23 protein-coding genes are annotated in these 25,919 nt (G+C 53.5%); 6 read left to right on the top strand and 17 right to left on the bottom strand.

The genetic code is table 11. The features are described from left to right. The first annotated feature begins 302 nt into the window (after positions 1–302). Together AABA21_RS02215 and AABA21_RS02210 are read left to right on the top strand one after the other, a co-directional pair. Positions 303–1,589: a GNAT family N-acetyltransferase gene (locus tag AABA21_RS02215; RefSeq protein WP_338247323.1), complete on the top strand. Its 1,287-nt coding sequence runs from the start codon at positions 303–305 to the stop codon at positions 1,587–1,589. A gap of 51 nt (positions 1,590–1,640) precedes the next feature. After that, a complete protein-coding gene (locus tag AABA21_RS02210; RefSeq protein WP_338247322.1) occupies positions 1,641–2,558 on the top strand; it encodes a GNAT family N-acetyltransferase in 918 nt (305 codons plus the stop codon). A 24-nt stretch (positions 2,559–2,582) separates the two neighbouring features. Here the strand turns inward: AABA21_RS02210 and AABA21_RS02205 are convergent, their stop codons facing one another. Both AABA21_RS02205 and AABA21_RS02200 read right to left on the bottom strand, forming a co-directional pair. Continuing rightward, positions 2,583–3,419, bottom strand: a complete 837-nt coding sequence (locus tag AABA21_RS02205; RefSeq protein WP_338247321.1) for an LLM class flavin-dependent oxidoreductase — start codon at positions 3,417–3,419, stop codon at positions 2,583–2,585. Positions 3,420–3,627: 208 nt separating this feature from the next. Then, on the bottom strand, positions 3,628–4,284 hold the full coding sequence (locus AABA21_RS02200; RefSeq protein WP_338247320.1) for a TetR/AcrR family transcriptional regulator: 657 nt from the start codon (positions 4,282–4,284) through the stop codon (positions 3,628–3,630). Positions 4,285–4,453: 169 nt separating this feature from the next. Between AABA21_RS02200 and AABA21_RS02195 the strand changes: the two genes are divergently transcribed. Then, the gene (locus tag AABA21_RS02195; RefSeq protein WP_338247319.1) at positions 4,454–5,332 is read left to right on the top strand and encodes a TIGR03621 family F420-dependent LLM class oxidoreductase; all 879 of its coding nucleotides are present in this window, start codon (positions 4,454–4,456) and stop codon (positions 5,330–5,332) included. Between the two features lie 81 nt (positions 5,333–5,413). Here the strand turns inward: AABA21_RS02195 and AABA21_RS02190 are convergent, their stop codons facing one another. The 5 genes from AABA21_RS02190 to AABA21_RS02170 form a co-directional block, all read right to left on the bottom strand. Next, positions 5,414–6,601, bottom strand: coding sequence for a cytochrome P450 (locus AABA21_RS02190; RefSeq protein WP_338247318.1), 1,188 nt, complete (start codon positions 6,599–6,601; stop codon positions 5,414–5,416). Between the two features lie 73 nt (positions 6,602–6,674). Further along, entirely contained in the window at positions 6,675–7,400 is a 726-nt protein-coding gene (locus AABA21_RS02185) for a TetR/AcrR family transcriptional regulator (RefSeq protein WP_338247317.1), read from the bottom strand. Between the two features lie 119 nt (positions 7,401–7,519). Further along, a complete protein-coding gene (locus AABA21_RS02180; protein ID WP_338247316.1) occupies positions 7,520–8,284 on the bottom strand; it encodes a hypothetical protein in 765 nt (254 codons plus the stop codon). Further along, entirely contained in the window at positions 8,281–9,531 is a 1,251-nt protein-coding gene (locus AABA21_RS02175; protein ID WP_338247315.1) for a DUF790 family protein, read from the bottom strand. The genes AABA21_RS02180 and AABA21_RS02175 overlap by 4 nt, the downstream gene beginning before the upstream one ends. Then, positions 9,532–10,896, bottom strand: coding sequence for a DEAD/DEAH box helicase (locus AABA21_RS02170; RefSeq protein ID WP_338247314.1), 1,365 nt, complete (start codon positions 10,894–10,896; stop codon positions 9,532–9,534). 336 nt (positions 10,897–11,232) lie between these two features. Here AABA21_RS02170 and AABA21_RS02165 point away from each other — a divergent pair, with 336 nt between their 5' ends. Next, on the top strand, positions 11,233–13,368 hold the full coding sequence (locus AABA21_RS02165) for an alkaline phosphatase family protein (protein WP_338247313.1): 2,136 nt from the start codon (positions 11,233–11,235) through the stop codon (positions 13,366–13,368). Between the two features lie 114 nt (positions 13,369–13,482). On the opposite strand, the gene AABA21_RS02160 is transcribed toward AABA21_RS02165, so the two are convergent. After that, the gene (locus AABA21_RS02160; protein WP_338247312.1) at positions 13,483–13,755 is read right to left on the bottom strand and encodes a transglycosylase; all 273 of its coding nucleotides are present in this window, start codon (positions 13,753–13,755) and stop codon (positions 13,483–13,485) included. Between the two features lie 147 nt (positions 13,756–13,902). Between AABA21_RS02160 and AABA21_RS02155 the strand changes: the two genes are divergently transcribed. Next, the gene (locus tag AABA21_RS02155) at positions 13,903–14,670 is read left to right on the top strand and encodes an SDR family NAD(P)-dependent oxidoreductase (RefSeq protein WP_338247311.1); all 768 of its coding nucleotides are present in this window, start codon (positions 13,903–13,905) and stop codon (positions 14,668–14,670) included. A 116-nt stretch (positions 14,671–14,786) separates the two neighbouring features. Continuing rightward, complete coding sequence (locus AABA21_RS02150; RefSeq protein WP_338247310.1) at positions 14,787–17,336, top strand: alpha-L-rhamnosidase N-terminal domain-containing protein; 2,550 nt, start codon at positions 14,787–14,789, stop codon at positions 17,334–17,336. A gap of 88 nt (positions 17,337–17,424) precedes the next feature. Here the strand turns inward: AABA21_RS02150 and AABA21_RS02145 are convergent, their stop codons facing one another. The 9 genes from AABA21_RS02145 to AABA21_RS02105 all read right to left on the bottom strand — a co-directional run bounded on the left by AABA21_RS02145 (position 17,425) and on the right by AABA21_RS02105 (position 25,879). Next, positions 17,425–17,640, bottom strand: a complete 216-nt coding sequence (locus tag AABA21_RS02145; RefSeq protein ID WP_338247309.1) for an amidohydrolase family protein — start codon at positions 17,638–17,640, stop codon at positions 17,425–17,427. A 4-nt stretch (positions 17,641–17,644) separates the two neighbouring features. Next, positions 17,645–18,445 carry an alpha-D-ribose 1-methylphosphonate 5-triphosphate diphosphatase gene (locus tag AABA21_RS02140; protein ID WP_338247308.1) on the bottom strand — a complete coding sequence of 267 codons (801 nt, stop codon included), beginning with the start codon at positions 18,443–18,445 and terminating at the stop codon, positions 17,645–17,647. A gap of 61 nt (positions 18,446–18,506) precedes the next feature. Further along, positions 18,507–19,145 (bottom strand): LbetaH domain-containing protein, encoded by a 639-nt coding sequence (locus tag AABA21_RS02135; RefSeq protein ID WP_338247307.1) that lies wholly within the window; start codon positions 19,143–19,145, stop codon positions 18,507–18,509. A gap of 115 nt (positions 19,146–19,260) precedes the next feature. Beyond that, positions 19,261–20,628, bottom strand: a complete 1,368-nt coding sequence (pbfA, locus tag AABA21_RS02130) for a (R)-1-hydroxy-2-aminoethylphosphonate ammonia-lyase (RefSeq protein ID WP_338247306.1) — start codon at positions 20,626–20,628, stop codon at positions 19,261–19,263. Positions 20,629–20,831: 203 nt separating this feature from the next. After that, positions 20,832–21,989, bottom strand: coding sequence for an alpha-D-ribose 1-methylphosphonate 5-triphosphate diphosphatase (locus AABA21_RS02125; protein WP_338247305.1), 1,158 nt, complete (start codon positions 21,987–21,989; stop codon positions 20,832–20,834). 45 nt (positions 21,990–22,034) lie between these two features. Then, entirely contained in the window at positions 22,035–22,742 is a 708-nt protein-coding gene (locus tag AABA21_RS02120; RefSeq protein ID WP_338247304.1) for a phosphonate C-P lyase system protein PhnL, read from the bottom strand. 16 nt (positions 22,743–22,758) lie between these two features. Beyond that, positions 22,759–23,643 carry an ATP-binding cassette domain-containing protein gene (locus tag AABA21_RS02115; RefSeq protein WP_420917086.1) on the bottom strand — a complete coding sequence of 295 codons (885 nt, stop codon included), beginning with the start codon at positions 23,641–23,643 and terminating at the stop codon, positions 22,759–22,761. A gap of 13 nt (positions 23,644–23,656) precedes the next feature. Then, a complete protein-coding gene (locus tag AABA21_RS02110) occupies positions 23,657–24,562 on the bottom strand; it encodes an alpha-D-ribose 1-methylphosphonate 5-phosphate C-P-lyase PhnJ (RefSeq protein ID WP_420917124.1) in 906 nt (301 codons plus the stop codon). A gap of 84 nt (positions 24,563–24,646) precedes the next feature. Continuing rightward, positions 24,647–25,879 carry a carbon-phosphorus lyase complex subunit gene (locus AABA21_RS02105; protein WP_338247302.1) on the bottom strand — a complete coding sequence of 411 codons (1,233 nt, stop codon included), beginning with the start codon at positions 25,877–25,879 and terminating at the stop codon, positions 24,647–24,649. Positions 25,880–25,919: the final 40 nt, after the last annotated feature.

The following is a 25,919-nucleotide window of genomic DNA, read 5'->3' as shown; positions in this document are numbered from 1 at the left end:
CCTTTCTCGGTTAGTCTGCTGGCACGGCTGTGTGCATCGCAGTTTGATGTTTCATAGCGGGCAGCTCATGAGTCGTTATGAGCTTAAATATCGATGCTTGCAAGTATGCATGAACCTGTAACGGAAGTATAGCCGCTCAGCCGTAAACGAAACATAAACGTCGCATAGGTTGACATAAACAGAATATAAACATTATGGTGGATACGTTACGTTTGACGTAGCTATCCTCTCGATGTTACGCTTGAAGATGTTGATGCCAGCAAGGATACCTGGCTCACTAAATCATTGGAGGATTTGTCTTTATGGCCTCGTCATCTATTATTGTGCGCCCACTTGAAACCCAGGAGGAGATCGAGCAGCAATTTATCTGGTCTGACCAGGCTTTTTCTCGTCAGCCACCTGATCCTGATAGGGCGCGCGAGTGGAGCCGAAGCTTCCTTATGCAACCGGATTTTCATCCCAGACAGTTGCGCGGCGCTTTCCGCGATGGTATACAGCTCGGTGGCTACGCGATCTATGAATGGACGCTGCGTATGGGTGCGGCGCGTATCCCTGCAGGTTGTATCGGTATTGTGGTCGTCAATCCGGATGCGCGTAAGCAGGGGGCGGCCAGCGCGTTGATGCACGATGCTATCCAGTTCGCGCGTGAGCAGCGGCATAGCTTGCTCCTGCTGGATGGTATTCCCAAATTCTATTATCGCTATGGTTATACCGACGTCTTTGATGTGACGACATATGATATCGACCGGGGAGCTATCCTGGCGCATCCCGGTAGTTCGCACACGGTCCGCCAGGCCACGCCCGAAGATGCGCAGGCCGTACGCGATCTGTACGAGCGTCGCCTGGGAAGCTATACAGGCAGCTTTGAGCGTTCCGTTGAGAAGCAAGAGTATCTACTGCGTAACCGTTTCAGCCGCAATACCATCTTGCTCGCGCTCTCTTTCTCCGGGACGGCTGAGGGATATTTGATCGCCTCGCGTGAGCCGAGTGCCGCCCATGGTGTTGAGATCGCCGCCGACAACTGGCAGGCGCAGATCGCGCTGATGCAGGCGCATGTGCACCTCACCGATGGACCCGATGCTCCTGAAAAACATACCTATTATCTCGCGCCGAACTCCCCCGAGCTGTATAACGTTATCGATCACCTTGAGGTCCTTGATACCTCGAAGTGGCAGAATCCAGCCGAGGAGTGGGGCGTGCGCACCTCGCAGTTTCATCATCGCTACGCCGGCTGGATGGGACGCTTCGTCCATCTGCCCACGCTCTTGGCTGCTATGCTGCCAGAGCTTGAGGTGCGCTGGCGGCGCGCGCTGGCACAGTGGTCGGGCGAGCTACACTTTGTAATCGGAGACGAAGGCGTTACCCTTCGTATCGAGGGCACAAAACTGAGCCTTGTAGACTCGCCTTCGTCCGAGGCCATCATCTTCCAGAGCTCGCCCCAGAGCTTTGCCCAACTCGTCTTTGGTTATCGCCCGGTGTCGTGGATATTAGAGCAGCATCCTCAACAACTGTCGGATGAAGCCCGGTCAGTGCTGAGCCTGCTTTTCCCGGTTAGCCATAGCTGCCTGAGCTTCTCCGACTGGTTTTAATCCTTGCCCCTTCCGGAATGGAGGAGGATTATTGATGGAAAGGATTCCTGCATGGCTATTACACGCCATCCTTTTGATGGCACAGAGCATCTGACGCGCGTGCTTGAGCTTGTGCGCCAGATGCCGGAATCGTGCCGCCACGTCGTTGACTGGCCGTGGCGTCTGAGCACTCCGGCGATCCACGCCGGTAATGACGCCGTCTTCTGGGAGAACGATGAAGGGGTGATGGTCGGCCTGGCCGCCTGGCAATACTATTGGGCGGTGCTCGACTTCTTTATCCTGCCGGGTCCCCAGCAGAGTGAGGTGAAGGAGGACCTCTTTGCCTGGGCTGATCAGCGCTTTCGTGAGCGCGATGCTGAGCGCGGGAAGCCGTTGCTCTACTGGGCCGAGTTCTGGGAGGAAGATCGCGAGCGGCAGCAGCTGGTGAATGCCCATGGTTTTCTGGCTGATGAATATGAATGCTACGTCTATCTGGAGCATCCTTTAGAAAACCTGCCGCCTGTACCGGATTTGCCTGAAGGGTTTATATTGCGCACCCTGCGCGGTGTAGACGAGGTCGCGGCCTATGCGGAACTGCATCGCGCTGCCTTCCAGAGCAACTCTATGACCCCTGAGTGGCGGGCCCGAACCCTGCACATGCCCACCTATCGGCCTGAGGTGGATCTGGTCATCGAGGCGCCTGATGGGTCGCTGGCCGGATTCTGCGTGGGCTGGCTAGAGCCCGCGCGCCAGCTGGCCCAGATCGAGCCGATTGGCGTTCATCCGCGCTTCCAGCAGCTTGGATTATCCCGTGTCCTGCTATCAGAGATCCTGCACCGCTTCAAGCGGTACGGGGCTCGAAAAGCCATCGTCGAAACCAATCTGGATCGCTCACCGGCGCGCCACGCCTATGCGGCGGCCGGCTTTCGGCAGGCGCATATCATCCATTCCGTCGGCAAATGGGTGAATCCGCTGGCCGAGGTACAATAAATCCCTTGTGGTGGAGGATGAGCATCAATTGATGCGCGGCGGCCCCTGGCGAATGCGTTCGCGCACTTCGTCAAGACCTGTATTGTTCCAGCGCGCCTCCATCCACCAAGTGATGCCCGCGTCGATCCAGGGACGTACAATGGCCGCCGCGCGCTCGGGGTCGTCGCCTGGTGTCTCACCCTCCCAGGTGATGTCGAATGGCGTGGTGAGTTCGCGCTTGGCCTCGACATAGGTTTTGATGGCGCGGATATCTTCGGGCGTCATGTCGCCATCCTTCTTCTGTGGCACGATACCATCCCAGCGCAGCACGCGCCGCATCGACTTTTCACGCGGCCAGACCCCGATCGGCCAGACCGGGATGCGCGGTCGCTGGACTGAGGGCGGCAAGAGTTGCATGCTCTGTACGTGGTAGTGGTCGCCATCGTGCGAGAAGAGTTCGCCGCTCCAGGCACCATTTAAAATATCCAGGCACTCATCCATCAGGGCGGCCCGGCCTTTCTGGCTCATCTCCTCGCCAACTTTATAGAAGCCGGCATCATCGTTGGCGGCTCCAAGCCCGACCGGTAGCACGATCCTGCCCTGTGAAAGATGATCGAGCGTCATCGTCTCGCGCGCCAGTTTCCAGGGGCGGCGCCGCGAGATCGCCGCGATCATCGGACCCAGTATGACACGTTGTGTGCGCGCCGCCATCAGCGCCAGCAAGATCCAGGGATCGTAGCAGGGACCTGGTGGGTAGTCTGGTGTATCGATCGAGATACAGTCAGCGATAAAGACGCCGTCCCAGCCAGCCGCCTCCGCCTCGGCTGCCATCTCGGGTATAGTCTGGACATCACCAGCGGGAATGATAAAACCGTAACGCATGGTTGATATTCTCCTTGTGCCTTCATCAATTTTCTCCCCTTATTCTACAGTGGCGTTCATGACATCCTCTGCCATATTTGCGAGAACATCACCAGGCGTTCGCGATGGACGATCTTCACGTGGAGCGAAGCAGGAAGCGCCCGCAAGGGGCTTTATAATGTGCGGCATTTACGTGAAGCGAAGCAGGAAGCGCCCGCAAGGGGCGCAGCTACGGTGATGGCGATGACGGTAATGATGGTTTTATACCGGGAATGAGGCGGTCGAGTGCGGCCAGGACGAGTTGGTAGACAAGCTCTGTAACCTCATCGGGGGATCGTTCAGACCCGGCCAGGCTGTCAAAGGTTTCAAAGCTGATCAGCGTATAGAGAGCGGTGGTCGCTTCCTCTATCTTCGCTGCGCCAGGCTGTTCGCTTTCTGTGATAATTCGGCTGAGAAGGGTATGTACTCCCCAATGGCGCCGTTCGTCCCGCTGGCGAATCACCTGTTCAAACTCAGGATCAAGGGCGGCCAGTGCGCGCAGGCGCCGCGTGACGAGCCGATCCGCGCTCCAGAAGCGACCAAAGGTAATAATGTATTGTTTCAGAGCCTCGATAGGGTCTGGTTGGCAAAAAGCGTTCGCCATCTGCTCCATGCCACCGCTGGCCGCCAGGGAATCGCATAATGCTTCGAGCAGGCCTGTTCTGGAACCGAACTGGTGGTAGACCGTCATGCGTGCTACATCTGCCTGTTTGGCTACCATCTCCATGGAAAAGTGCGCGAAGCCATGTTCAGTCATCAGCAGTTCACGACTGGCATGAATGATACGCATTCGGGTTTGCTCGGTCGCCGCCTGACGTTGACCAAGCCGATAAGGACGAGGACTCATATAGGATCTTGCCACCTTGCTGAATTTAATTGTATAATCAGTATAGCTAAATTTCATTTGTTTGGATAGATCATCTGCATAATGATAGAACCGATCGCTGGCCAATGTAAAGATGTACAGAATCAACCAGAGATAGGTACTGATTAAAGGGTGAAAGAGAGAGTGCATAATGCCGAAACCGTTTCGCTTTGGTGTCGTTGGCGGCAATGCTCAGTCGCGTGAAACCTGGACCAGCTTTGCTCGCCATGTTGAAGAGCTTGGATACAGTAGTCTGTTATTGCCCGATCGCACCCAGATGAATGTGGCCCCATTTGCGGCCCTGGCGGTTGCCGCGACGGCGACAACCACACTGCGTGTGGGCAGCTATGTTTTCTGCAATGATTATCGCCATCCCGCTGTTTTAGCCAAAGAGGCGGCTACTCTGGCCCTGCTCTCTGATGGACGTTTTGAGCTTGGCATAGGGGCCGGGGTGGGTCCCGAAGATTATAATCAATTAGGGCTGCCATTTGACTCTGCTGGTACCCGAGTTGGTCGTGTTGAGGAGGCTGTGACCATCATAAAACAGTTCTTTACCGAGGAGCGTGTAAATTTCAAGGGTAAATACTATACCGTTACCGATTTGCCAGCCGTGCCGAAACCCGTTCAACGTCCTCCCATCTTGATTGGCAGCGCCAATCAGCGCATGCTCTCTATCGCCGGTTGCCATGCGGATATTGTTTCTCCTACCCCCAAATTTGGCAGGCCCGGAGAAAAAGTCAACGATGTTCCGCTGGCGCAAAAGATCGAGTGGATACGAGAAGCGGCTGGCGCACGTTTCGAGCAGCTTGAGCTCAGTCAGACCGACTTTGGTCTCGTCATCACAGATAGCCCGGCTGAAGCGTTTTCTATTACTGGTGGACCTTATATGCAGAAGAGGCCTATGAGCACCGAGCAGGCTGTCGAGCATCTCCTCGCACAGCGTGAGCAACTTGGCTATTCCTATATCCAGGTCAATGCCGGACAGATGGAGAACTTCGCCCCTGTAGTCGCTCGGTTAGCCGGAAAATAACAGCATAAACGAACCGATATACATTGAGTAGAAGGGTGTCTCAGATAGGCATCTTTCTACTCAATGTATCATGTATCAAGGTTACCAGTTCACGGGTAGCGTTTTAACGCCATTAATAAAGGGACTTGCGTGGGCTTCCTGTCTGGCACCGGGTTGTATTTGTAGGGATGGGAAACGTTTCAACAGGATATCCAGGGCTATTCTAGCCTCCAGACGCGCGAGCGGGGCACCGATGCAGAAGTGGATGCCATGTCCGAAGGCCTGGTGGCGATTGGGATGGCGCCGGATGTCGAAGTGCTCCGGATCGGGAAACTGCTGCTCGTCGTAGTTAGCGGAGATCAGCCAGGTAATAACCATCTGCCGCTCGGGGATGGTTACCTCTTGTATTGTCACCTCCTTGGTTGTCAGGCGCATAGTTGCCGTAAAGGGTGGACGATAGCGCAGGACCTCCTCGACCATGGATGGGATCAGCGAGGGGTCGGCCTTGATGGCTTCTGCTGCATCGGGATGCTCATTCAAGCACACGATAGCATTCCCAAGCAAGATGGTCGTGGTGATATTGCCAGCGACCAGCAGGGTAGTCACAAAGGCCAGGATCTCATCATTGTTTAGCATCCTGCCTTCAAACTCTACTTGAGTGAGATGACTGATCAAGTCATTGCGAGGGTGTTCACGGCGTGCCTGGCAGAAGTCCTGCAGGTACGCGAACATCTCCTTAAAGATGGGAATGACCTTATTCAGCGTGGCTTTGTCCCCTGGTTGGACAGAAGAGGAGTCGATCAAGGTATTTGACCAGATCTTGAAGCGGTCTCGGTCCTCAGGGGGCACGCCAAGTAGTTCAGCTATCACGATGATAGGAAGGGGAGCGGCCAGGTCACTGACGAACTCCATCTCGCCTTTCGCGGCTACCCCATCAAGCAAAGTATTGGTAATCTCATGGATACGCGGCGCCATTTGCTCAATCGCGCGTGGTGTAAAAGCCTGACTGACCAGGCCACGAAAATGGCGATGCTGTGGTGGGTCCATTTTCGTGATATCGCCTTTGAGCCAGGAGCTCAGGAAGCTCTCTTCTGAATCCTGAGCTGAAGCTGGAGGCATAATATGTGAAGAGAAAGTGGCTGGATCAGCGAGGGTGGAGACTACATCCTCATAGCGGAAAAGGTTCCAGAGGCGATGCTGCTCGTCATAATACACCGGGCTCTGCTCTCGCATCTGTTTGCACCAGGCCAGTTGTGCCTGCCAGCGCTCCTGAGATGATACTTGTTGCATGGTTTTACTCCTTAGAACCACTTCTTCACAACGTAAAAATGATGATATGTTAGTAAAGCAGTACAGGATGGTGTTACAGATCGGTTTGTGCTCGTATTTTTTGCTCAAAGTCAAGGCATAGCTGTTCAAACAACTGGATGATGGCCGGGGCTAGCTCTTGTACGACAGTGAGAGCAGGTGGTGCCGGCGGCTCGAAGGTTTGACGTATAATGCGAGCAAGTACCCCGGCTTTCTGCTCGATTGAGAGTTGTTGACCACTAACAATATAGGGATCGAGCATGGTAAAACTGGTGGTGAGCATCTCCAATGCATAGAGATGTTCCGGTTGATTGCTATCGACTGCGGTCAGCCCATGCTGGTATAGCAGGCTAAAATACTCCTTGATTGTCAATTCTTCGCGATTTCGGATCTCGCCGTGGGCATTATTCTGAATCAGCTTTCCTACGGTTTCTATATCACGAGTGAGAAGCGCTTTAATGATTGGCCTCTCTTCGGTGATCAGGAGTGACGAAGGGAGCATGCGATGAGGTAGAATTTCAAGGGGATCCGCATACATGCGCTGCACGACAGCACGATAAATGATGATCATCTCGCGCAATATGACCGTTTCGAATAAGCTATCTCGCGTCTTCCAATGCAGATAGATAGTTCCTTTCCCCACACCCGCGTGCCTGGCGATATCATCGATGGTCACGCGCTTATACCCCCAGCGCAACAACAGCTCGGCGGCCACATCCAGAATGCGCTGAGCACGCTCTACGTTTTTCTGTGATTCAGCTGGTCCAGAAGAATGCTCCATGCTTGTTTTTTACTTCGCCCCTTTCACATGACCATATTTCTAAATTGGTCACTCAGTACTATTTGTAAGTATAGGTGTCTGAGATAAGAAAAGTCAAGAGCCCGATCAAAGCGCTTTCTTTAGTGAATCAGAAAAATGTAGGTATAGAGCTGAGTTACGGAGTAGATGGCTATTATTATCAGCATTGCTACATGGAAGACGACCGTTGCCGGTGTGCCAGGATTTGTGGTCCGCCTGCCATGGAGAAAGGCGCGTTCTTGTCGATATTGGGTGATCAGGTAGGGGAGCGCGAAAAAAGCGCCTATAGTGTAGGGCCAGCTTAAAGTGAACATGTCCGTGATAATGATTGATAAAGATGGGTGAGGAAGTGTGTGTAGCAGATAGAAACCGGCATAGAGGAGCGCGACACAGGAGGTGTAGAGCAGTGGCAAAGAGGTGAGCGTGTACAGGCGCCTTGGAATAGGATGATGCCAGATCGGGACTGAGCGCTTGCTCTGTTGCCAGCGTTGCAGGGTAAAGAGGAGCGCCAGGAGCACCAGGGCGCTCGCACTGGTGAGCCAGGATGAGAGTTGCAGCATCAGGATGGCAAGGGGAGGCGCCACCATGAGCAGTGTCGACATAACCGTGAAGCGCTCCGCGCCTCGCTCGGATAGCTCCGCGTACCTGGCCAGCGAGGCCGCAACGTGCCAGGTGAGCAGTATAGCTAGCAATGAGAGCAAGAGTGGTAGCAGACTGCCGCTCCAAAATGATCCGTTCAGGTGATCCTGCGCGAGGCCGAGCGTGTACAGGCGCACGAGCAAGCCTAATATAAGCAGTACTACCAGCCATATAGGTGGTCGATAGCGTACAGAATCGCGGCTGCGAATTCGTTTCATCAAGTTCATGCCGATGCCGGTCCATAGATACGCTGGGACATCTCATCAACCTTTGTTAATACATCTTTCATGACGGGTTTATTGGGGAAGAAAAGGACCTCGCTGGCGATGCCCTGAAAGTCTTCTTCGGTGACGTTTAGCCCCTTGTAGACGAGCAGGAGCAGGTGAGAGCAGTTGGCGGCCCGCACCTTTTCGATCTTGCGGCGCAGGTAGTCGGGATGCCAGAATCCGACCAGCTCTATCAGGATGCGGCGCCGCTCGTCGCGACGATCAACCATCGCAAAGTCCGGCACCATCACGGTATCGCCCAGCAGCAGCAGATGGCTCTCGCGCTGCAGCAGCCATCTGCCGCGTCGCTGGCCGATCTTCTGCTCAAACTCATGGGCGAAATCGGCCTCCAGGCGACTATCAAAGATTCCCGAGCGCTTGAAGTGTGACTGCAGATCGCTACTGGTGGAATCCAACTGGTAGTTCATAGCGCCACGACCCTGTGGGGGATAGACGGTGGCTTGCATCTTCCATTGCTGGCAGAGGAAGAGCGCGGGCAGAAATGCGGCCATCTGGCGTCCATAGCGCAACGTAGTTCCCACGAAAGGCGAGATTGGGCCATCCAGTTCGATGCGATAGCCTCCACTATTGGTGGCCTGCGCCACGAACATCAGCTTAAATAGTTTGATGAACTTCCAGATGTCCTTATAATTATCCGCGATCTCGATGGTCAGTTGCGAGGCCCAGTAGAGCACACCGCGCGTCAGCTCCAGATTGTAGCGTGCCAGCAATGTTTCAGGGGTCCAGGTGGGACCGGTATCAGTCAGGCGATAAGAGGCATGGCGATCGGCAAAGAGCAATGATTCAACGTCGTTCGGACTGATCTGTAGATTGGTAGCCACCGACTGCAGCACACCCTGGCGCGAGAAAGGATGCACCATGTCGCTGCCGGAGAAGACGGGGCCATAGGAGAACATGCTCTCGCGTACCACTGTTGGCGCATGTGTCGCTGGCAGCGGCGTAAAGGTGGCACCATCGCTCAACACCTTGGCCAGCCCTCGCATCAGCACGTAATCCAGGCGGGGTCCTATGTATGCCGCCAGGGCCTGCTCCCAGGCCTCCTGTGAACAATTCAAATGGGAGTGAAATAGCTCGATCAATTCCCATGCCGTCGTCTGCAGCGTGGCGTTCTGTGGATCTACCAGTGCCACCGAGACGTCGCGGCCCTGAAAGCGCAGCAGCGGTCGGATCAGGTCACTCGTGAGCATTTAACAATCCTCTCTAGCCACGCGGCGACGCTGCGCCTTACTCTCTTCAACCGTCTTGCGCACCAGTATCTCAAATAAGACTGCCTGTTTCAGCTCCCGCTTGCGCAGGATGCGTCCCAGCCGCTGAATATATTCCCGCTTGCTAGAACTGCCGCCCAGGATAATCGCCACCTTGGCCTCAGGAACATCTATTCCTTCATTCAGGACTTTGGCGGTGATCAACGCGCGATAGCGTCCCTCCTGGAACGACTCCAGAATATGTTTGCGCTCGGCCACGCCGGTCTCATGGGTAATGGCTGGAATCAAATACTGGCGTGATAGCTGATAGGCCAGCGCATTCGATTCGGTGAAGATCAGGATGCGTTCATGGGAGTATTCGCGCAGCAGCTGTTCCAGTATGGACAGCTTCTCCTGACAGCCCTCGATGATCTCCCATAACCGCTGACGCGCCAGCAGGGCCTGGCGCGCCTCCACGTCAACGTTTGATAGGCGGAAAAGTTCATGCAGCCAGTTGGGGCCATGGCTGCCGCGCAGACGGTGCTCTCGAATGTAGGAGGTATACAGCTTGTGGGTGGCGTCGTATTCTATCCGTTCCTCTGGAGTTAGATCGACACGAATGCGCTGCGTCCGATAGTCGGCCAGCTGCTTGCCCAGCAGCTCCTCGATGCGTTTCGTATACACGATCGGCCCCAGCAGATCATCCAGTCGCCAGCGCTCTCCTGTCTGTTCCGATTCATCTGGATAGGTTGCCGTCAGGCCCAGACGATACGGCGCGGGACTCATCAGTGCCGCCTCGCCCCACGTTCTGGCCGGCAGATGATGGACCTCGTCGCAGATCAGCAGGCGAAACTCATTGCCATGTTCTGCCATCAGATCGCCCGCCGAATGATAGGTCGTGACCGTGATCGGCAGCACCTTCTTCTCCGCGTGATAGTAAACCCCGATCTCGGTCTGAAATGTATTGCTCAGTACCACATACCATTGATACAGCAGGCTAACGGTGGACACCAGAACGACGGTGGAAGCATTGACCTTGTGCATGACATGCAGGGCGATAAACGTCTTGCCTGCTCCTGTCGGGATCACCACGCTGCCACGCTTCTCCGCCGCCAACCAGGCATCCAACGCCTCCAGCTGATAATCATGCGGCTCACGCGGATCCTGCAGTTTGAGCTTCAGACGCTGCCAGCGGGCCACCTGGTTACGGATCCTGTTTTCTTGTAGCCATGGAAGCAGCTTCGCGTAATGGTAGGCCTCACAACGCCAGCGATTATGTACGAAGCGAAAAGGAGGCGGGGCCTCAAACGTCTCCGGGACGCCCTGGAGCACCAGCGTTCCCCCTTGAAAGAAGAGTGATGCTTTCATGCTCAATACCATAGCAGAGCCGCCCGCAAATGTCCATAGTAAGTGTCTATGTGTTGGTAGTATATGATAAGAAGATGGCGCAGATATGTCACGCTTTCATTACCACTACAGGAACGCAAAATACTTCTTACTAATCGTTTACTTCTCTGGAATGCATTAATTTTATTATCTCTTAACACTCAGATAGCTTCTTTTTCATAAAAGTATGTTACACTTAGTGAGTCAGCTATAGTGGATCACTGTTTTTGAGACTTAATATTGTATAATCGGCATTGAAATCTATCTATTTCTATGCATGTCTGTTGTTAATGTATCTTAGTTAAAAGGAGTCTCGTCTTGAAAAGATCATGGGGAGTTCTTTTCCCTGGCGTTCTGCTCACGGCGTTGCTGTTGACACTCTTTATTGGACGTGGTGATTTTGCCAGTGCCGCCTCTAATAAAGGTTCTGACAACACATCGTGTAAGCTGAATTCGCCGACCGGAGCAGTAAAGCACGTCATTAATGTTCAATTTGACAATGTGCATTTTACTCGTGACAATCCCAATGTTCCTTCTGACCTGGAGCAGATGCCCAATCTGTTGAACTTCATTAAAAACAATGGCACGATGCTCTCGAACTATCACACACCGTTGATCGCCCATACTGCAGATGATATTTTGACCAGCCTGACTGGCCTGTATGGTGAACATCACGGTAACCCGGTTGCCAACAGCTATCGCTACTTCAACCCTGATGGTAGCACAAGTTCAACGCCGTCATTTACCTACTGGACCGCGCCAGTTTCGACGGCCCCTAATGCGCCTTACAATATGATCTCTGCCCCCAACACCAATACACCGGCCCCGTGGGTCTCTTACACACGCGCAGGTTGTAATTTTGGCGCCGTTTCGACCGCCAACATGGTGTTGGAGAACATCGGCACTGATATCCCAACCGTCTTTGGTGCCAACTCACCCGAGGCTGCCGAGGTTAAATCAAATAGTGCTCAGGCCTATAGTGACTTTGTCGGCATTGGCATTCACTGCGCCAAGGATGATGCCCTTTGCTCAAACGCTAACAATGGTCGGCCTGATGTGCTGCCCAGCGAACCCGGTGGCTACACCGGCTACCAGGCCCTGTTTGGTCATAAATATGTCGCGCCACAGATCAGCCCATCGGGTCCATTAGTGGACCTCAATGGTCAGGTGATCCAGGATGGCAAGCAGCACGTTGGTTTCCCTGGCTTTGATGGTATGAGCGCCGCTGTCTCGCTCTCGTATGTGGCCGCGATGCAGGAGCACAACGTACCGATCACTTATGCCTACATCTCAGATGCACATGATCCTCATGGCAGCGATCCACACAACGGCGCGTATGGTCCTGGTGAGGCGGGTTACGTTCAGACTCTGAAGTCATATGACGACGCCTTTGGCAAGTTCTTCGCTCGCCTGCAAAAGGACGGCATCAATGCCAGCAATACGATCTTCAACTTTAGCGCTGATGAAAACGATCACTTCGCCGGTGGTGCACCTAGCCCGGCCAATTGTGATGGTGTGACCATTCCCTGCACCTATCAACAGGTCGGCGAAGTCAATGGCAACCTGACCGGACTGCTGGCAACGCAGAAGAATATCACCACCCCATTCACTGTCCATGCCGACTCGGCACCTAACATTTACATCAAGGGCAATCCCAGCCGCCAGGATCCGACGACCCGTAACTTTGCTCGTGCCCTGGGAGATCTGACCGCGACCAATCCTTACACCGGTAAGGATGAGAAGATCACCAACTACCTGGCTGACTCGGTCGAGATGAATTTCCTGCACATGGTGACCGCTGATCCTGCCAGGACACCGACGCTGACCATGTTCGCCAAACCCGATTACTTCCTGTATACTGGAGCGCCTAACTGCAGTCAACCCTGTATCCAGATTCAGTCGGGCTATGCCTGGAACCATGGTGATCTCTCACCTGACATCAATACCACCTGGTTGGGCCTGGTTGGACCCGGTATACGTCACCTGGGTGTTGATCATAGCATCTGGGCCGACCAGACGGATCTGCGCCCGACCATGATGTCACTGCTGGGCCTGAAAGACGACTACACCAGTGATGGACGAGCCATGTTTGAGGTTTTCACCGAGAATGCTCTGCCCAAACAGGTACGCAGCAACAAGGCGTTCTATATCCGCCTGGGTCAGCTCTACAAGCAGATCAACGCTCCCGTTGGCGCGTTGAGCTTGCAGACCGTGGCCATCTCTACGCAGGCCCTGGAAAGCGACTCTGCCAACGACCAGACGTACAACAATCTGGAGAACGGCCTGATTTCGCTGACTACCCTGCGCAATGCCCTGGCGCAGCAGATCCAAACTACGCTGAATAACGCGACCTTTGGTAACAGCACGTCTGCCCATGCTAACGCTAAAGCCCAGCAGCAGGATCCATTCCAGCAGGCTCAACAGTTGTTCCAGAAGGCGCAGCACCTGCGCTAGCAGTTGCCTCGCCTGGAGCAAGGCTCAAACACACAGCTGACAACAAAAGAGAGATGGCTATCATAATCAATGGAGATTACGGTAGCCATCTCTCTTTGTCGTGCCGCTATCTTTTTATGGACGACGATAATAGGAGAGGCTGCTCCACACCACGACAAGCATAACTGCTGCGATAATCGTGCTTATCAATGGAACGCCCTCGACGCTAGGTTCACCTGTGATATGAAAATGGAAAAAGCCGACGATCAGAAAGATGGCGAACAGACCGACCATGATAGCCCCTAGTATCCCGGCGGGCGCGCGCCGACCGGCGATGAGTTCACCCAGGAAACCAACTATGGCCGCGATAATGATCCAGACGATTAATTGTATTGCCGTGACTTCCATGTGAACCTCCATGTAGAACATGAAATCCGATAGATAATAATATATAACCATTTTAATTACGGACGAGCTTAAATAGGAGACTCAATCGTTTCTTCCTGTAGGTGTCGAGCCCTTCTCCACAATGTTGTATTCTGATAGAGATCGAGAATGAAGCAACAGCTATTGTTTATGAAGGAGTTGACGATGGATCTACATGGGAAGGTGGCTCTGGTGACTGGAGCCAGCAGTGGCATCGGGTATGAGACGGCGCGTAGGCTGGCCGAACAGGGGGCCGACGTGGTAATCGGCTATGGACAGCAGGCAAAGCCAGCGCAGGAGCTGGTCGATTCGATCAAACTGATGGGACGGCGCGCACTGGCGGTCCAGGCTGATTTGGGTGACGCAGACCAGGTGACGAAACTGGCGGATACCGCCCTGGCGGAAATGGGGCGGGTAGATATCTTGATTAGCAACGCTGGTCGGGGTCAGCAGATGAAGTTGGAGCAACTGACGCAGGAGGAATGGGATACCACCATGAATATTAATGTACGCCCCTCCTTCTTGCTCTCTCAGCGTCTGGTACCGGGCATGCGCGATCGCGGTTGGGGACGCATCATTTTTGTCTCTTCGGTCGCAGCCTTTACCGGAGGCATCGTTGGACCTCATTATGCCACCTCCAAGGCGGCCCTGCTGGGTCTGACCCATTCCCTGGCCAGTACCCTGGCGCAGCATGGTATCACCGTCAACGCCGTGGCTCCCGCCCTGATTGAGCAGACCGGCATGCTGCCCGGCGCGCCAGCCGAACTGATCCAACGCATACCCGTTGGACGGCTGGGCACTCCAGCTGATGTGGCCGAGATTATCCTCTCCCTGGTGGACAATAGCTACATAACGAACCAGACTTTGCTGATTGATGGTGGAATGTATCCACATTAACAATCTCAGAAAGCGGGCCTATAATAGGTGTAATTGCGCCAGGGTACGTACGTTTCAAGGCCCTGGAGTACTAGAGAGAGAGGAGATATCACCTGCCCGGGGTGATATTGTATGCTATGGATCTTACACCTGCTCGCTGGATATGGTTTCCATCTGAGCGTACGCTGCCCAATACTTTTGTCCTGTTTCGCCGTATCCTGACGCTGCCTGAGCAGTTGCCTGTGCGAGCGCAGGGATGGATCGTGGCCGATAGCCGCTATCGCCTGACGGTCAATGGCCAGCGGGTACAATGGGGACCTGTACCCGCCGATCCACGCTATCCAGAGGCTGATCCGCTGGATATCATGCCTTATCTACGGAGTGGAGGCAACGTGATCGGCGTCGAGGTGCTCTACTATGGTCATGGGGAGGGCACCTGGGTCAGCGGTAAGCCCGGTTTGCTGTTACGCCTGGATCTGACTTACACCGATGGGCGACAAGAGCAATTGCTTTCAGATCAGGGATGGTTAAGTTTGCTGGACCGGGCACATGCGCCGGGACAGTATAAGCGCTGGTATCTGCGCGCTCTGCAGGAGGAATTTGATGCTCGTCTGCAGCCCGAGCTATGGAATCTTGTTGACTACCAGCCTGATGACCGCTGGCTGCCGGCCCAGGTGCTTGACGCCCCGGCTGATAAACCAGCGGCCTGTGGCAGATATCGTGACTACCTGACCGATGCTATGCCAGAGGCCCAATACTCCGAATTGCGTACCCGCCAGATCCCCTTATTGCGCGAGTTTGAGGTCCCCGCTTTGCGGCTCACAGACGCGGGCTATGTACACTGGCGGCGCGATCCCCGCGACTGGTTCGAGATGCGCACTCCTGATTCCTTTACTATCACACGTGATCCGGCAGTCGTGCGCTTCCGTGACAGTTCCAGCTGGGAATTGGGGCTGCCACAGCAGCGGCAGACGGGTATCTATGCTACCTTCGAATGGGAGGAGCAGCTGGTCGGCTGGCCATATTTCACCATCGATGCCCCCGAAGGCACCATTATTGAGGTCATGCATCAGGAGGCGCATGATCCGGCTCAGACTGCCTGGATGGATAACCATTTCTATAGCTGGTCGCGCTTCATCTGTCGTGAAGGTGTCAACACATTTGAGTCTTTTGATTTTGAGTCGCTGCGCTGGCTTCAATTGCATATTCATGCTATGACGCGTCCGGTAACTATTTCGAAGATTGGGGTGCGCCGCCGGATATATGACTGGCCACAACAACCACAGATCTCCTGTGGGGAACCGGCCCTGCAACGCTTGTTTGATGCCAGTATCAATACGCTCTACAATAGTGCGCAGGAGACGTGTGTGGATGGTATGGGCCGTGAGCGGCAGCAATACAGCGGTGACGGTGGTCATCAACTGCTCCCATTGCGCACGTTTCTGGGCGATAGACAGCTTCCGCGCCGCTTCCTCAACACCTATTGTGACGGACAGACGCCAGACGGCTATTTCCTGGATTCCTGGCCCGCCTATGATCGCCTGGTTCGTATTGGACAGCGTCAGACCCAGACCTCATCGTGGGGGCCAATTCTGGACCATAGCGTTGGCTTTGTTTTTGATACCTGGCACCACTACCTCGATACCGGCAGTTTGGAGGATGTGCGCGCCCCCTATGCGCACTTCTCCCTGCTGACCAATTATCTGGATCGTTTAAGGACACAGGAGGCCCATGGTTTGTTGCCGGTAGAAGGACTGGCTATCCCCACCGTCTGGATCGATCATGAAGCATATCTGCAGCAGCGACACAAGCAGTGTGCCTTTAATCTGTATGCCGCCGCTATGCTACAGCATGCTCTGGTCCCGCTGGCACGCGCATTCGACGACTCTGATCTGGAACTGCGTGCTCAGCGGCTTGGTGAGGAACTGCTGGGTGCAACCGTTGAGCGTTTCTGGTGTGTTGAAGAGGGCGTATTCATTAATAATCTGCCCTGGTTGGGTGAAGCAAGTGAGCTTCAGGGTCCTCGCATGTGCGACCGCTCACTGGCCACGGCGATCATGTATGATCAGTGCCCCTCCGGTCAGACTGCGGCTGCCCTCAAAGCCCTGGTGGAATGTCCCGATACTATGGGGTTTTCCTACCCGGCCAATGCGGGTTGGCGCTATTGGGCGCTTGGACGTGGCGGCCGTACAGATGCCATCCTTAAAGATTTCCGTACGCGCTGGGCCGATATGGATTCTGTGCGCTACAATAATACGCTGCAAGAATTCTGGCAGGCTATTCCCGACTCCACGGCCCAGTGGAGCCACTGTCCGGTGGCCCCGCTCTATATTTTGAGTTCCGAAATTGTTGGCCTGAAGCCGCTCGCACCCGGCTTTGCGTGCTATGAAGTGCGACCACAACTGGCGGGCCTGCCCCGACTCAGCACAACGATTTATACCGCCAGAGGACCGCTACGCTTAGAGGCGACGCGTGAGGGAACCGGACAGCGTATCACGTTGCATACGCCTTCAGATGGTGACGGTACGCTGCTGGTACCGATTGGTACCCGCTTTGAGTCAGCCGCACTGGAGCCAGCTGATCCCGCTGAAGAGACTGGATGGCAGCGTTATCGACTGGTGGCCGGCCAGAGCTGCATCTTCTGGCAGCCTGATGGCTTAGATGCTGGTGGCGACGCATCCAATTAGGATCGTAGCGGCACATCGCCAACGCGCGATCACGGCGGCGCCGCCGTGATCGCGCGTTGGCGATGTGCCGCAAGCCCAGATCTATCATTTAAAGCGGTTGAGCTTGAGGAAGTTGCATATAGTCTGACTGATAGGCAACTTCACCATTGACCACTGTTTTGCGTACCAGTGGGTGTCCCGTAAATACTTCGATAAGCAGGAGGTTCGCACTCTTTCCTACTTCGATTGAACCCAGGTCCCGATCGATTCTCACAGCTTGTGCAGGATTGAGGGTGACCATGCGGAATGCTTTTGCGATATCCATGCCCTCATTGATCAGACGAAATACAGAGGCGAGCATGGCCGATGGATAATGATCGGAGCAGATTCTGATCAACCTTTTCCTTTGAATCATCATCATGCGACGCTAGCGGGATGCCCGCCGCTCGTGCTGACACGGCGAGTTCTTTCAGCTTCTGCCAGTCAACCTGTGCATGCTTCTCGACCATGAGTCGCGCCATAGCCCTGGCTTCTTCATTCTGCAGGCCGTGCGTCTTACTGACATACGTTGTATAGGAGCCTGGTGCGCTGTATTGTCCCTGACCAGGAGAATGATCCATGAAAGAGAATAAGTGGATAGAGCCGTCACTGATATGTTTTCTGACCATATCAACAGCAGGGAAATTGATCACTTCGTAACGCAGATGGAGTCGGTGGCGAATCAGTGAACGCATCTGCGAAAGCCGATAAAATTCTTGCAGCGCCTGCTCAACGATCTCATCACTACGTACACCTACGCCACCAGACAGAGATAGTCCATGGTACATAGTTGTGATGCCATGGCCTACCAGTTTCCGCTCTAACTCATAAAAAGCCATGTCCATCGGAAAGTATGAGCCAGGGCGTGGCTCAATTTCCTTCTCAATGGCATCACTATGGATATCAATCATACCTGGCACCACATACATACCTTGAGCATCGATAACCTGATAATCGGCCTGTATCTGATCGGTTTGTTCTGCAGGTGTAATTGCTTTGATGCGTCCATTTTGTACCAGAATAGAACCCTGTATAGCTCGATCTGGCAATACGATGGTTCCACCGGTGATGGCGATAATTTTTTCTCTCATTTTTTTATCCTGGTTGTCCTTCTCTTTCCGTTCTTGTCACAATACCAGGTGTGCCGGAGTGCTAGCGGCCATGTTTTCCTAAAAAGCATTCCGGATCGTTAAAATCGGCAAAGCATTCTTCAAGCTTCTTATGTGACCAATCCCACCAGGCAATGTGCAGCAGTTTTGCAGCCACTTCACGGGTGAAACGCTCTTTAATTGGGTGAGCCGGAACTCCTCCAACAACCTTATAAGGTTCAACATCATGGGTGACAACTGCACCAACTCCTACAACCGCTCCCGTACCAATAGTTCTACCGGGTAAAATTGTGGCGCCGTGACCAATCCATACATCATGACCGATTTTTACATTATGAGTCCGACGCCACGCGAAGATGCTTTCATCGTCAGTCTCTGCAAAACCATAGGCTACGCGACGATAGGTTGCGTGGTGTTGCATGACCCGATCCATCGGATGATTGCCAGGGTTGATTGTTACATGAGAAGCAATAGAACAGAATTTCCCTATCTCCGCATAGTTGATCTCGACGCTATCGCTTGTATAGGTATATGCACCAATGCTGGACTCCAGGAGCTTTGAGCCATGGCCGATGGAGGTCCAGCCGCCAAGCTCACTCTCGCGAACGATGGCTGTGGAAGCAATAAAGGGTTGTTCAGATAAGCTATGCTGCCAGAGCAAGGCAGAACGTTCTTCCGACATTATCATATGGACCTTTCATGACAGGCTATGCAGGGATGCTGTGGGTGAAAAAATTCCTATCCCCTGCCATAGTGATTTCTCTAATCAGAAAAAATCTGGGAATCTAAGTACTCGATTAACGATGTTTTAACACGGCTTCGATCGATGCAGCTAGAATACGACAGGCACTTTCCCACTGCTCAGGCTCTATGATTAGCGGCGGAGAAAGTGTTAAGACAGAGCCGCTGGATACTTTGAAGCTCAATCCTCGTGCCAGTGCCTCATAGAGAATGGCTTCCGCACCAGCGTTCCAAGGCACTTTCGGCTGATCTGGATGCACAATATCCAGCGCAAAGAGCAGCCCTATATGACGCATTGGCCCAACACACGAGAAGTGGGATGTATACTTCTGTAACTTCACTGCAAAGGGTTCCTCCAGTTGGGCAGCGCGCTCGATCAGTCGCTCATCCGCAAGCGTATCGAGTAACGCCAACGCCGCTGCTGCACCTACAGGTGATTTCTCATGGGTGAAGTGTCCAATGGAGGTATCTCCGGCGATATTTAAATCATCCCGAGCAAGCAGTGCGGCGAATGGGAAAACGCCACCACCTAACCCCTTGCCGACCACAATCATATCGGGTTGAATGTTATAGTGCTCAATGGCAAACATCTTGCCGGTACGACCGAATGCAATGGCTGTTTCGTCAAGGATGAGTAACGCGCCATGTCGATCACATATAGCGCGCAACTCTTGATAATATTCCAGTGGTGGAGCAACGACATCGGTATTGCGTATCGTCTCTACTATCACGGCACCTATTTCCCCCTCCTGTTCGAAAACCGTATTGATATAGCGAACGCAACTCAGCGAACAGCTCTCACCACAGGCAAAGACGCATTGGCGGGGAAGATAGGGCGGCACGTGCAGTGCGCCCGGTAACAGCGGCCCTAATCCTTTATGGAACAGAGATTCACCACCGATGGCAATGGTATCCATCGTAGCACCATGAAAGCTCCCCCACAGCGAGATTGTTTTATAACGTCCGGTCGCTCGTCTTGCTAACTTCAGTGCCATACTTACAGCTTCAGCGGCGCCAGGAGCAAAGAGCAATTTCCAGCTGTCATCGCCTGGCGCCAGCTGTGCCAGGCGTTTTGCCAGTTGGACAGCCGTCTCATTGGTATATCGACGCGGCGAGAAGGGGAGTTGTTGTAATTGTTTGATGATTGCAGAGACCACACGCGGGTGCCCATGTCCCAGTTGATGCACATTATTACCATGGAAATCGAGAATGCGATTTCCTGCAACATCTTCAAGATAAACGCCTGCTGCCGCGCTCACAACATTCAAACAGGGCGTTGACAGAGATTGATGGAGAAACCAGCGTGCATCCTCTGCCAACAGTGCTTGCGTTGACTCTGGAAGTTGAGTCGACCACGTCTCTCGTGCTGGTGTGATGTTCACATCACCTTCAGCAACATGCTTATCATTCTGGTGTGTATTCATCGTCTGCCCTTATCGGATAATATGTGATAGCATATATTTTTCTTTTTATCTGCATTCACTAAAATGCGCACTGATTGTTATGGGTTGGTGCAACAGGGACGCATTTACGCCCCTGTTGCACCAACCCATAACAATCAGTGCGGCCGCGTATGCGGACGCCTGTGCGGGGGCGCTCGAGTTCGCCAACACTACGAAGACACATTTTAAGCAAGCACAAGCTTCTCTTCTCCTCCGAGAAAGAGGCGTTTCACCCGATAGGCTCCTTGCTGTGTGGGCTGCACAAGGATCATATCTGCTATCTTCCCAACTGTCAGCGAACCATATGCCTGATCCATGTGAACGACGCGGGCTGGATGAAGGGTGACCAGGCGGACAGCTTCTGGCAAGGTCAATATGCGTTGTTTCGCCAGGCTGAATACAGCGTTCAGCATTGAGAGTGGATGATAATCAGCGCACAACACATCGACAATACCGGCTTTAATTCCTTCCAGCGCACTTAAATTCCCTCCACTGGAGCGTCCGCGCACAACGTTGGGCGCGCCCATACAAACGGCCAGCCCCAATTCATGCGCTCTCTGTGCAGCTTCCATCGTGGTGGGAAACTCACTCATGCTTACCCCGAGTGCTGGCCATTGCTCTACTTTGCTGGCTGTATCATCATCATGCGTTGCGATCGCTAAACCGGCTTTTCTCGCCGCACAGGTGACCCGTTCAATTCGCTCTGGAATATAGATCAACTGGCTGCGCTTTATCTCCAACATGAGATCGATCTCCGCATCGCTGCTATTGGTCGTAAACGCGATATACTCGCGCAGGACTTTTTCCGAGGGATACTGGCCCTGGCCCGGAGAATGATCCATCAGCGAAACCAGTTCACATGCTCGCTGCTCTATCATCTCTTCAATTATCGAGCTACCACGTTCACTGCTCAGTTCCAGACGAGCATGGATTTTATGGCGAATAAGGTAATCTCCCCGCTCAGCAAGCAGTATCTGAGAAAGGTCGCGCACCAGTTTATCGGTCCGCACGCCGAACTCGCCATCATTTAAGGAGACAGCATGAAATTCACAGGTGATGCCACACGCAGCCAGGCGATAATCCGCCTCTTGCAAAGCGAGCTGGATATCAAACTGTACATTTGGGCGTGGTTCTACAAAGCGTTCAATGCCATCACAGTGTAGATCGATCAGCCCTGGCAGCAAGAACCCGGCTTTTGCGTGTATCGTATGTATACTGGAACCGGTCGGACATGTTGCCGCATCACCATAATCGAGAATGGCTTCATCTTCAACAAGCAACCAGCCATCCTCGATTAAGCGGTCAGGTAGGACAAGCGTTGCATGTTGTATCAATGTTTGCACAGATTCGCTCCTGAGAAAGTGGCGCACATATATGTTCTGCCAGAATTACACATTCAACTTAAAGATCTCATCAGCCAGAGGTTCCATCGCCACCGTATCGTGCGAGACCGCCAGAATAGTGACGCCAGATGCTCTGGCTTCTTTGATCATCTCAAGCACAATAGATTTTGAGACAGCATCAAGGCTTGCTGTGGGTTCATCAAGCAGTAAGAGGCGAGGGGCTGCAATAAACGCTCTGGCCAGATTTAGACGCTGCTGCTCACCGCCGCTAAAAGTTATCGGGCTAGCCTGCCAGCGGCTCTCTTCGATACCCAGCCGCTGCAGCCATTGTGCTGCCGTATCCAATGCCTCTTTGCGTGCTATACCACTGCGCATCAGAGGTTCCGCGGTGACCTCCAGCGCGGGGACGCGCGGCAATATCTTAAGAAATTGTGAGCAATAGCCTAACTCGCGTACGCGCAACTTAAGGATAATCTCATCAGGGGCGGTGGCAATGTTGACGCGGCCGAATTGCTGTGACTCATACCAGATAGCGCCAGCGGTTGTCAGATAGGTCCGGTAGATACATTTTAAAATAGTCGTTTTACCCGCGCCACTTTTCCCACCGATCATAAAGAGTCCGCCTTTGCGTACCTGAAATGAGAGACTGGCAAAAGGCTTGATAATTCGCCCATCTATCAGATGCATATGAAAATCTTTTTGGAGCTGGTCTACTTGCAGAATAGGCTGCTGCTGTGCAATGCTCTGCATCATTTTCTCTACTCTCTGTTCATAAGGCTGAAGATACGAGGAGCTGCGTATAGGAATGCTGTGGATCTTCCAGAATTTGATCGGTCAGACCACTCTCTACCACTCGACCGCTCTTCATCACCATTGTGCGTTCCGCCAGTTGTTTAATGACTCCCAAATCGTGCGACACCAGGAGCATCGTCATCTGTAACTCCCAGCGGATCTGTCTGATGAGGTCCAGGACACGAGCCTGTACTGAGAGATCGAGTCCCGTCGTGACTTCGTCCAACAACAAGACTGCGGGACTGCTGGAGATCGCCTTTGAGATCTGGACACGCTGCAACATACCACCGCTAAATTTCTTTGGATCATCATCAATGCGTTCCGGCGCGAGCTCGGTGAGCTGCATCAGCTCTGTCGTGCGTGCTCGAATCTGGCCCACATTGCGCCAGTTGGCGAGCAACAATTTCTCCGCGACATTGCCACCAACCGTAAACTTCATGTTCAGACCCAGTTCGGGGCGCTGATAGACAATGCCCAGGCGTTCATTGCGAAATAGCCGTCGCGCATATTTATCGAGCGTCAATAGGTTTACCGGGTTGGAAATCTCTTGATCGTGATTGTCAGGCTCATGAAATAGGAGGGCGCCTTCATCAGCGGGTAAGCTTAAATTGACCATTTGCATGAGTGTGCTTTTGCCACTTCCGCTTTCGCCTACGATCCCCAGCACCTCACCTCTCCCTAGCGTGAAGGATACATTCGCACATGCAATCACAGTGCCACACACAGGGCACTGGTTGCTATAGTCAGGACCAGTTAACATCGAACAGTATGTACAGCCCGGTCCGTAACGCTTTGTCAGATTGTCAGCTTTAAGTATCCATGGTTGGCTGGCCTGGTTATGTGCCTGTGCCTTTATTGTCATAACTACAAAACCTCTATCTTACCTTCTCAGGCTGCGTTCTGGCCTGCTGCCGTTTCTGGCAAAAGCTGGTATCCGAACAGAGATACATCCAGCGTCCCGTGGTCTCTGAATCCTGAGGATCAACAAAGACGTGCGTTAAAAAGGTATCATGTGATCCACAACGCTCACACTGTTGCGCGGGATCATGCTCCGTCTTGAAAGGATAGTCCTCAAATTGCAGTGGCACGACCTTTGTATAGGGAGGGATAGCGTAGACGCGCTTCTCACGCCCTGCCCCAAATAAGTACAATGTTTCTGCCTGGTGGAGACGCGGCACGTCGTAGCGTGGAATGGGGGACGTATCCATGATGTAGCGATCTTCAACGAGCACTGGATATTGCGATGAGATCTCCACATCCCCCGAGCGCACTACACTTTCGTACATATACACCCACATGCGACCATAGTCCGCCTCCGCGTGCATCTCGGTCGCATACTCTAAAACAGGCTCAACCGCGCGTAAAGGATCAGCCATAGGGACCTGTAGCACCAGGATCTGATCGTCACGCATCTGCTCTTCAGGTATCCGGTGTCGTGTCTGTACGATAGAGGACTGCGTGGTATCGGTCGTAAAGCGTATGCCAGTTGTTTTCTCAACCAGACGGCGCAGATTGACGGCATTGACGCTCTCATCATCACCCTGGTCGATGATCTTCAGAGTATCTTGCGGCTCCACAAGTGACATGGTCACCTGCAATCCGCCGGTTCCCCAGCCTCGAGCGATGGGGAGATCACGGCTGGCAAAGGGGACAAGATGTCCTGGCAAGGCCACCGCCTTGAGCAACTTGCGCCGTATCTCGCGCTTTGAATCTTCATCAATAAAGGCAAAGTTGTAGAGTGATTCGCGCTCTCTGGCCGCTTCCGATGATCCGGTATTCATGCGCTCGTTCTCGTGTGGCTGCTCAAGCAGTTGTCCTATGAGATCAACTGGTTGGTTCTGGTGTGTTCTGTCTGCTGCCATTTTTTACTCGTCTGCCTTTCTCACCTGTGCCTTTTTCAGCAGATCCTCTAACTGATCTTCTGCCTGCTGGCGCCGCGCCACCGTGGCCGCAAATTTCTCTGCCTGGTGATTGCGAGAGCGTTCCAGCACACTGATGTTGGCCTGGAACGTGACATAGTGTGGCAGTTTAAAGTGTGCGGTGAAGCCGCTGGCTTCAACCCCATCCGCGTGGAGCAGCACAAACTCTTCATTTGAGGCTGGTCCCGTCGCGCTGTGCATAGTATCTTCTTTCGCGGCACTCAACACACGGTCCACCATCGACATGCTCATGGTTTTAACTTCACAATGGCCGAAGCCAAAACCGTAGCCCAGGCCAAATTTTGGCAGCGGCGCATCCTGTTTTTGCTCTGCGTTCGGCTCATCTTCCGGTGAAGCCACGCGCGAGACCATTTCACATTCCGTTGCCAGAATCTCGCCAATTTCGACCGATTCGCCGGTCAGAGGATGGGCAACTTCAACCGGTAAGTAGCCATAACGTAGCTCACCCAGGGTCGGATGTACATCACCAAAGCCACGGACGCTACTGTAAGCAAAGGTCATCAGGCTGCCTGTATCGGCTTGCGTGAGCACCTGTAAACGCGCGCTGCGGGGAGCGGGAAACGTCAGAGCCTTGCGCGTGATATCGTATGGTTCGGCAGAAGCTTCCGCTTGCTCTTGTACTGGCGGTTCAGCAAGGATACCTTGCGCGCGCATGCTCTCGATCACCTTTGGAAAGATCTGTGGCTCCCCCGGTATGTCTTCTATCAGTTCTTCGATGTCCGCCAGGCGCTTTTGTGCTGATTGGCTTGATTCTTCGCGCAAGAGTGTATTGAGCAAACGCAGATTATAGTCACGTGTTGGACCAAGCACCTGGCCGCCGGGAATATCTTTGAAGGTAGCAGAGATACGGCGCAAGATGCGCATGCGTACCCCATCAGCCGGCAATGAATACTCAACACGCGATATGGTTGAACGATAGGCACGCAACAAGAAGCTTGCCTCCAGAGCATCCCCTTCACTTTGTTTTAGCGCTAACGCGGCTAATTCTGGAGCATAGATTGCACCTTCGCTCATCGCACGATCAACAGCCAGGCGCATCTGATCCTGAACCTGGCGCACACTGATTGGATCGCTTCCACCTTTGAGCCGGAAGTAGTCCACCAATTGTTCTGCATTCAGGACAGCTTTCGTACCGCCTTTGACAGCGACATATGCCATAATTACTACAACCCTTTTCTAGACTGCGAGATGAATGGAG

It is taken from the genome of Dictyobacter halimunensis, from assembly GCF_036245075.1.
The sequence above is the reverse complement of the archived record's forward strand: the minus strand, read 5'-3'. Positions and strand labels throughout refer to the sequence as shown.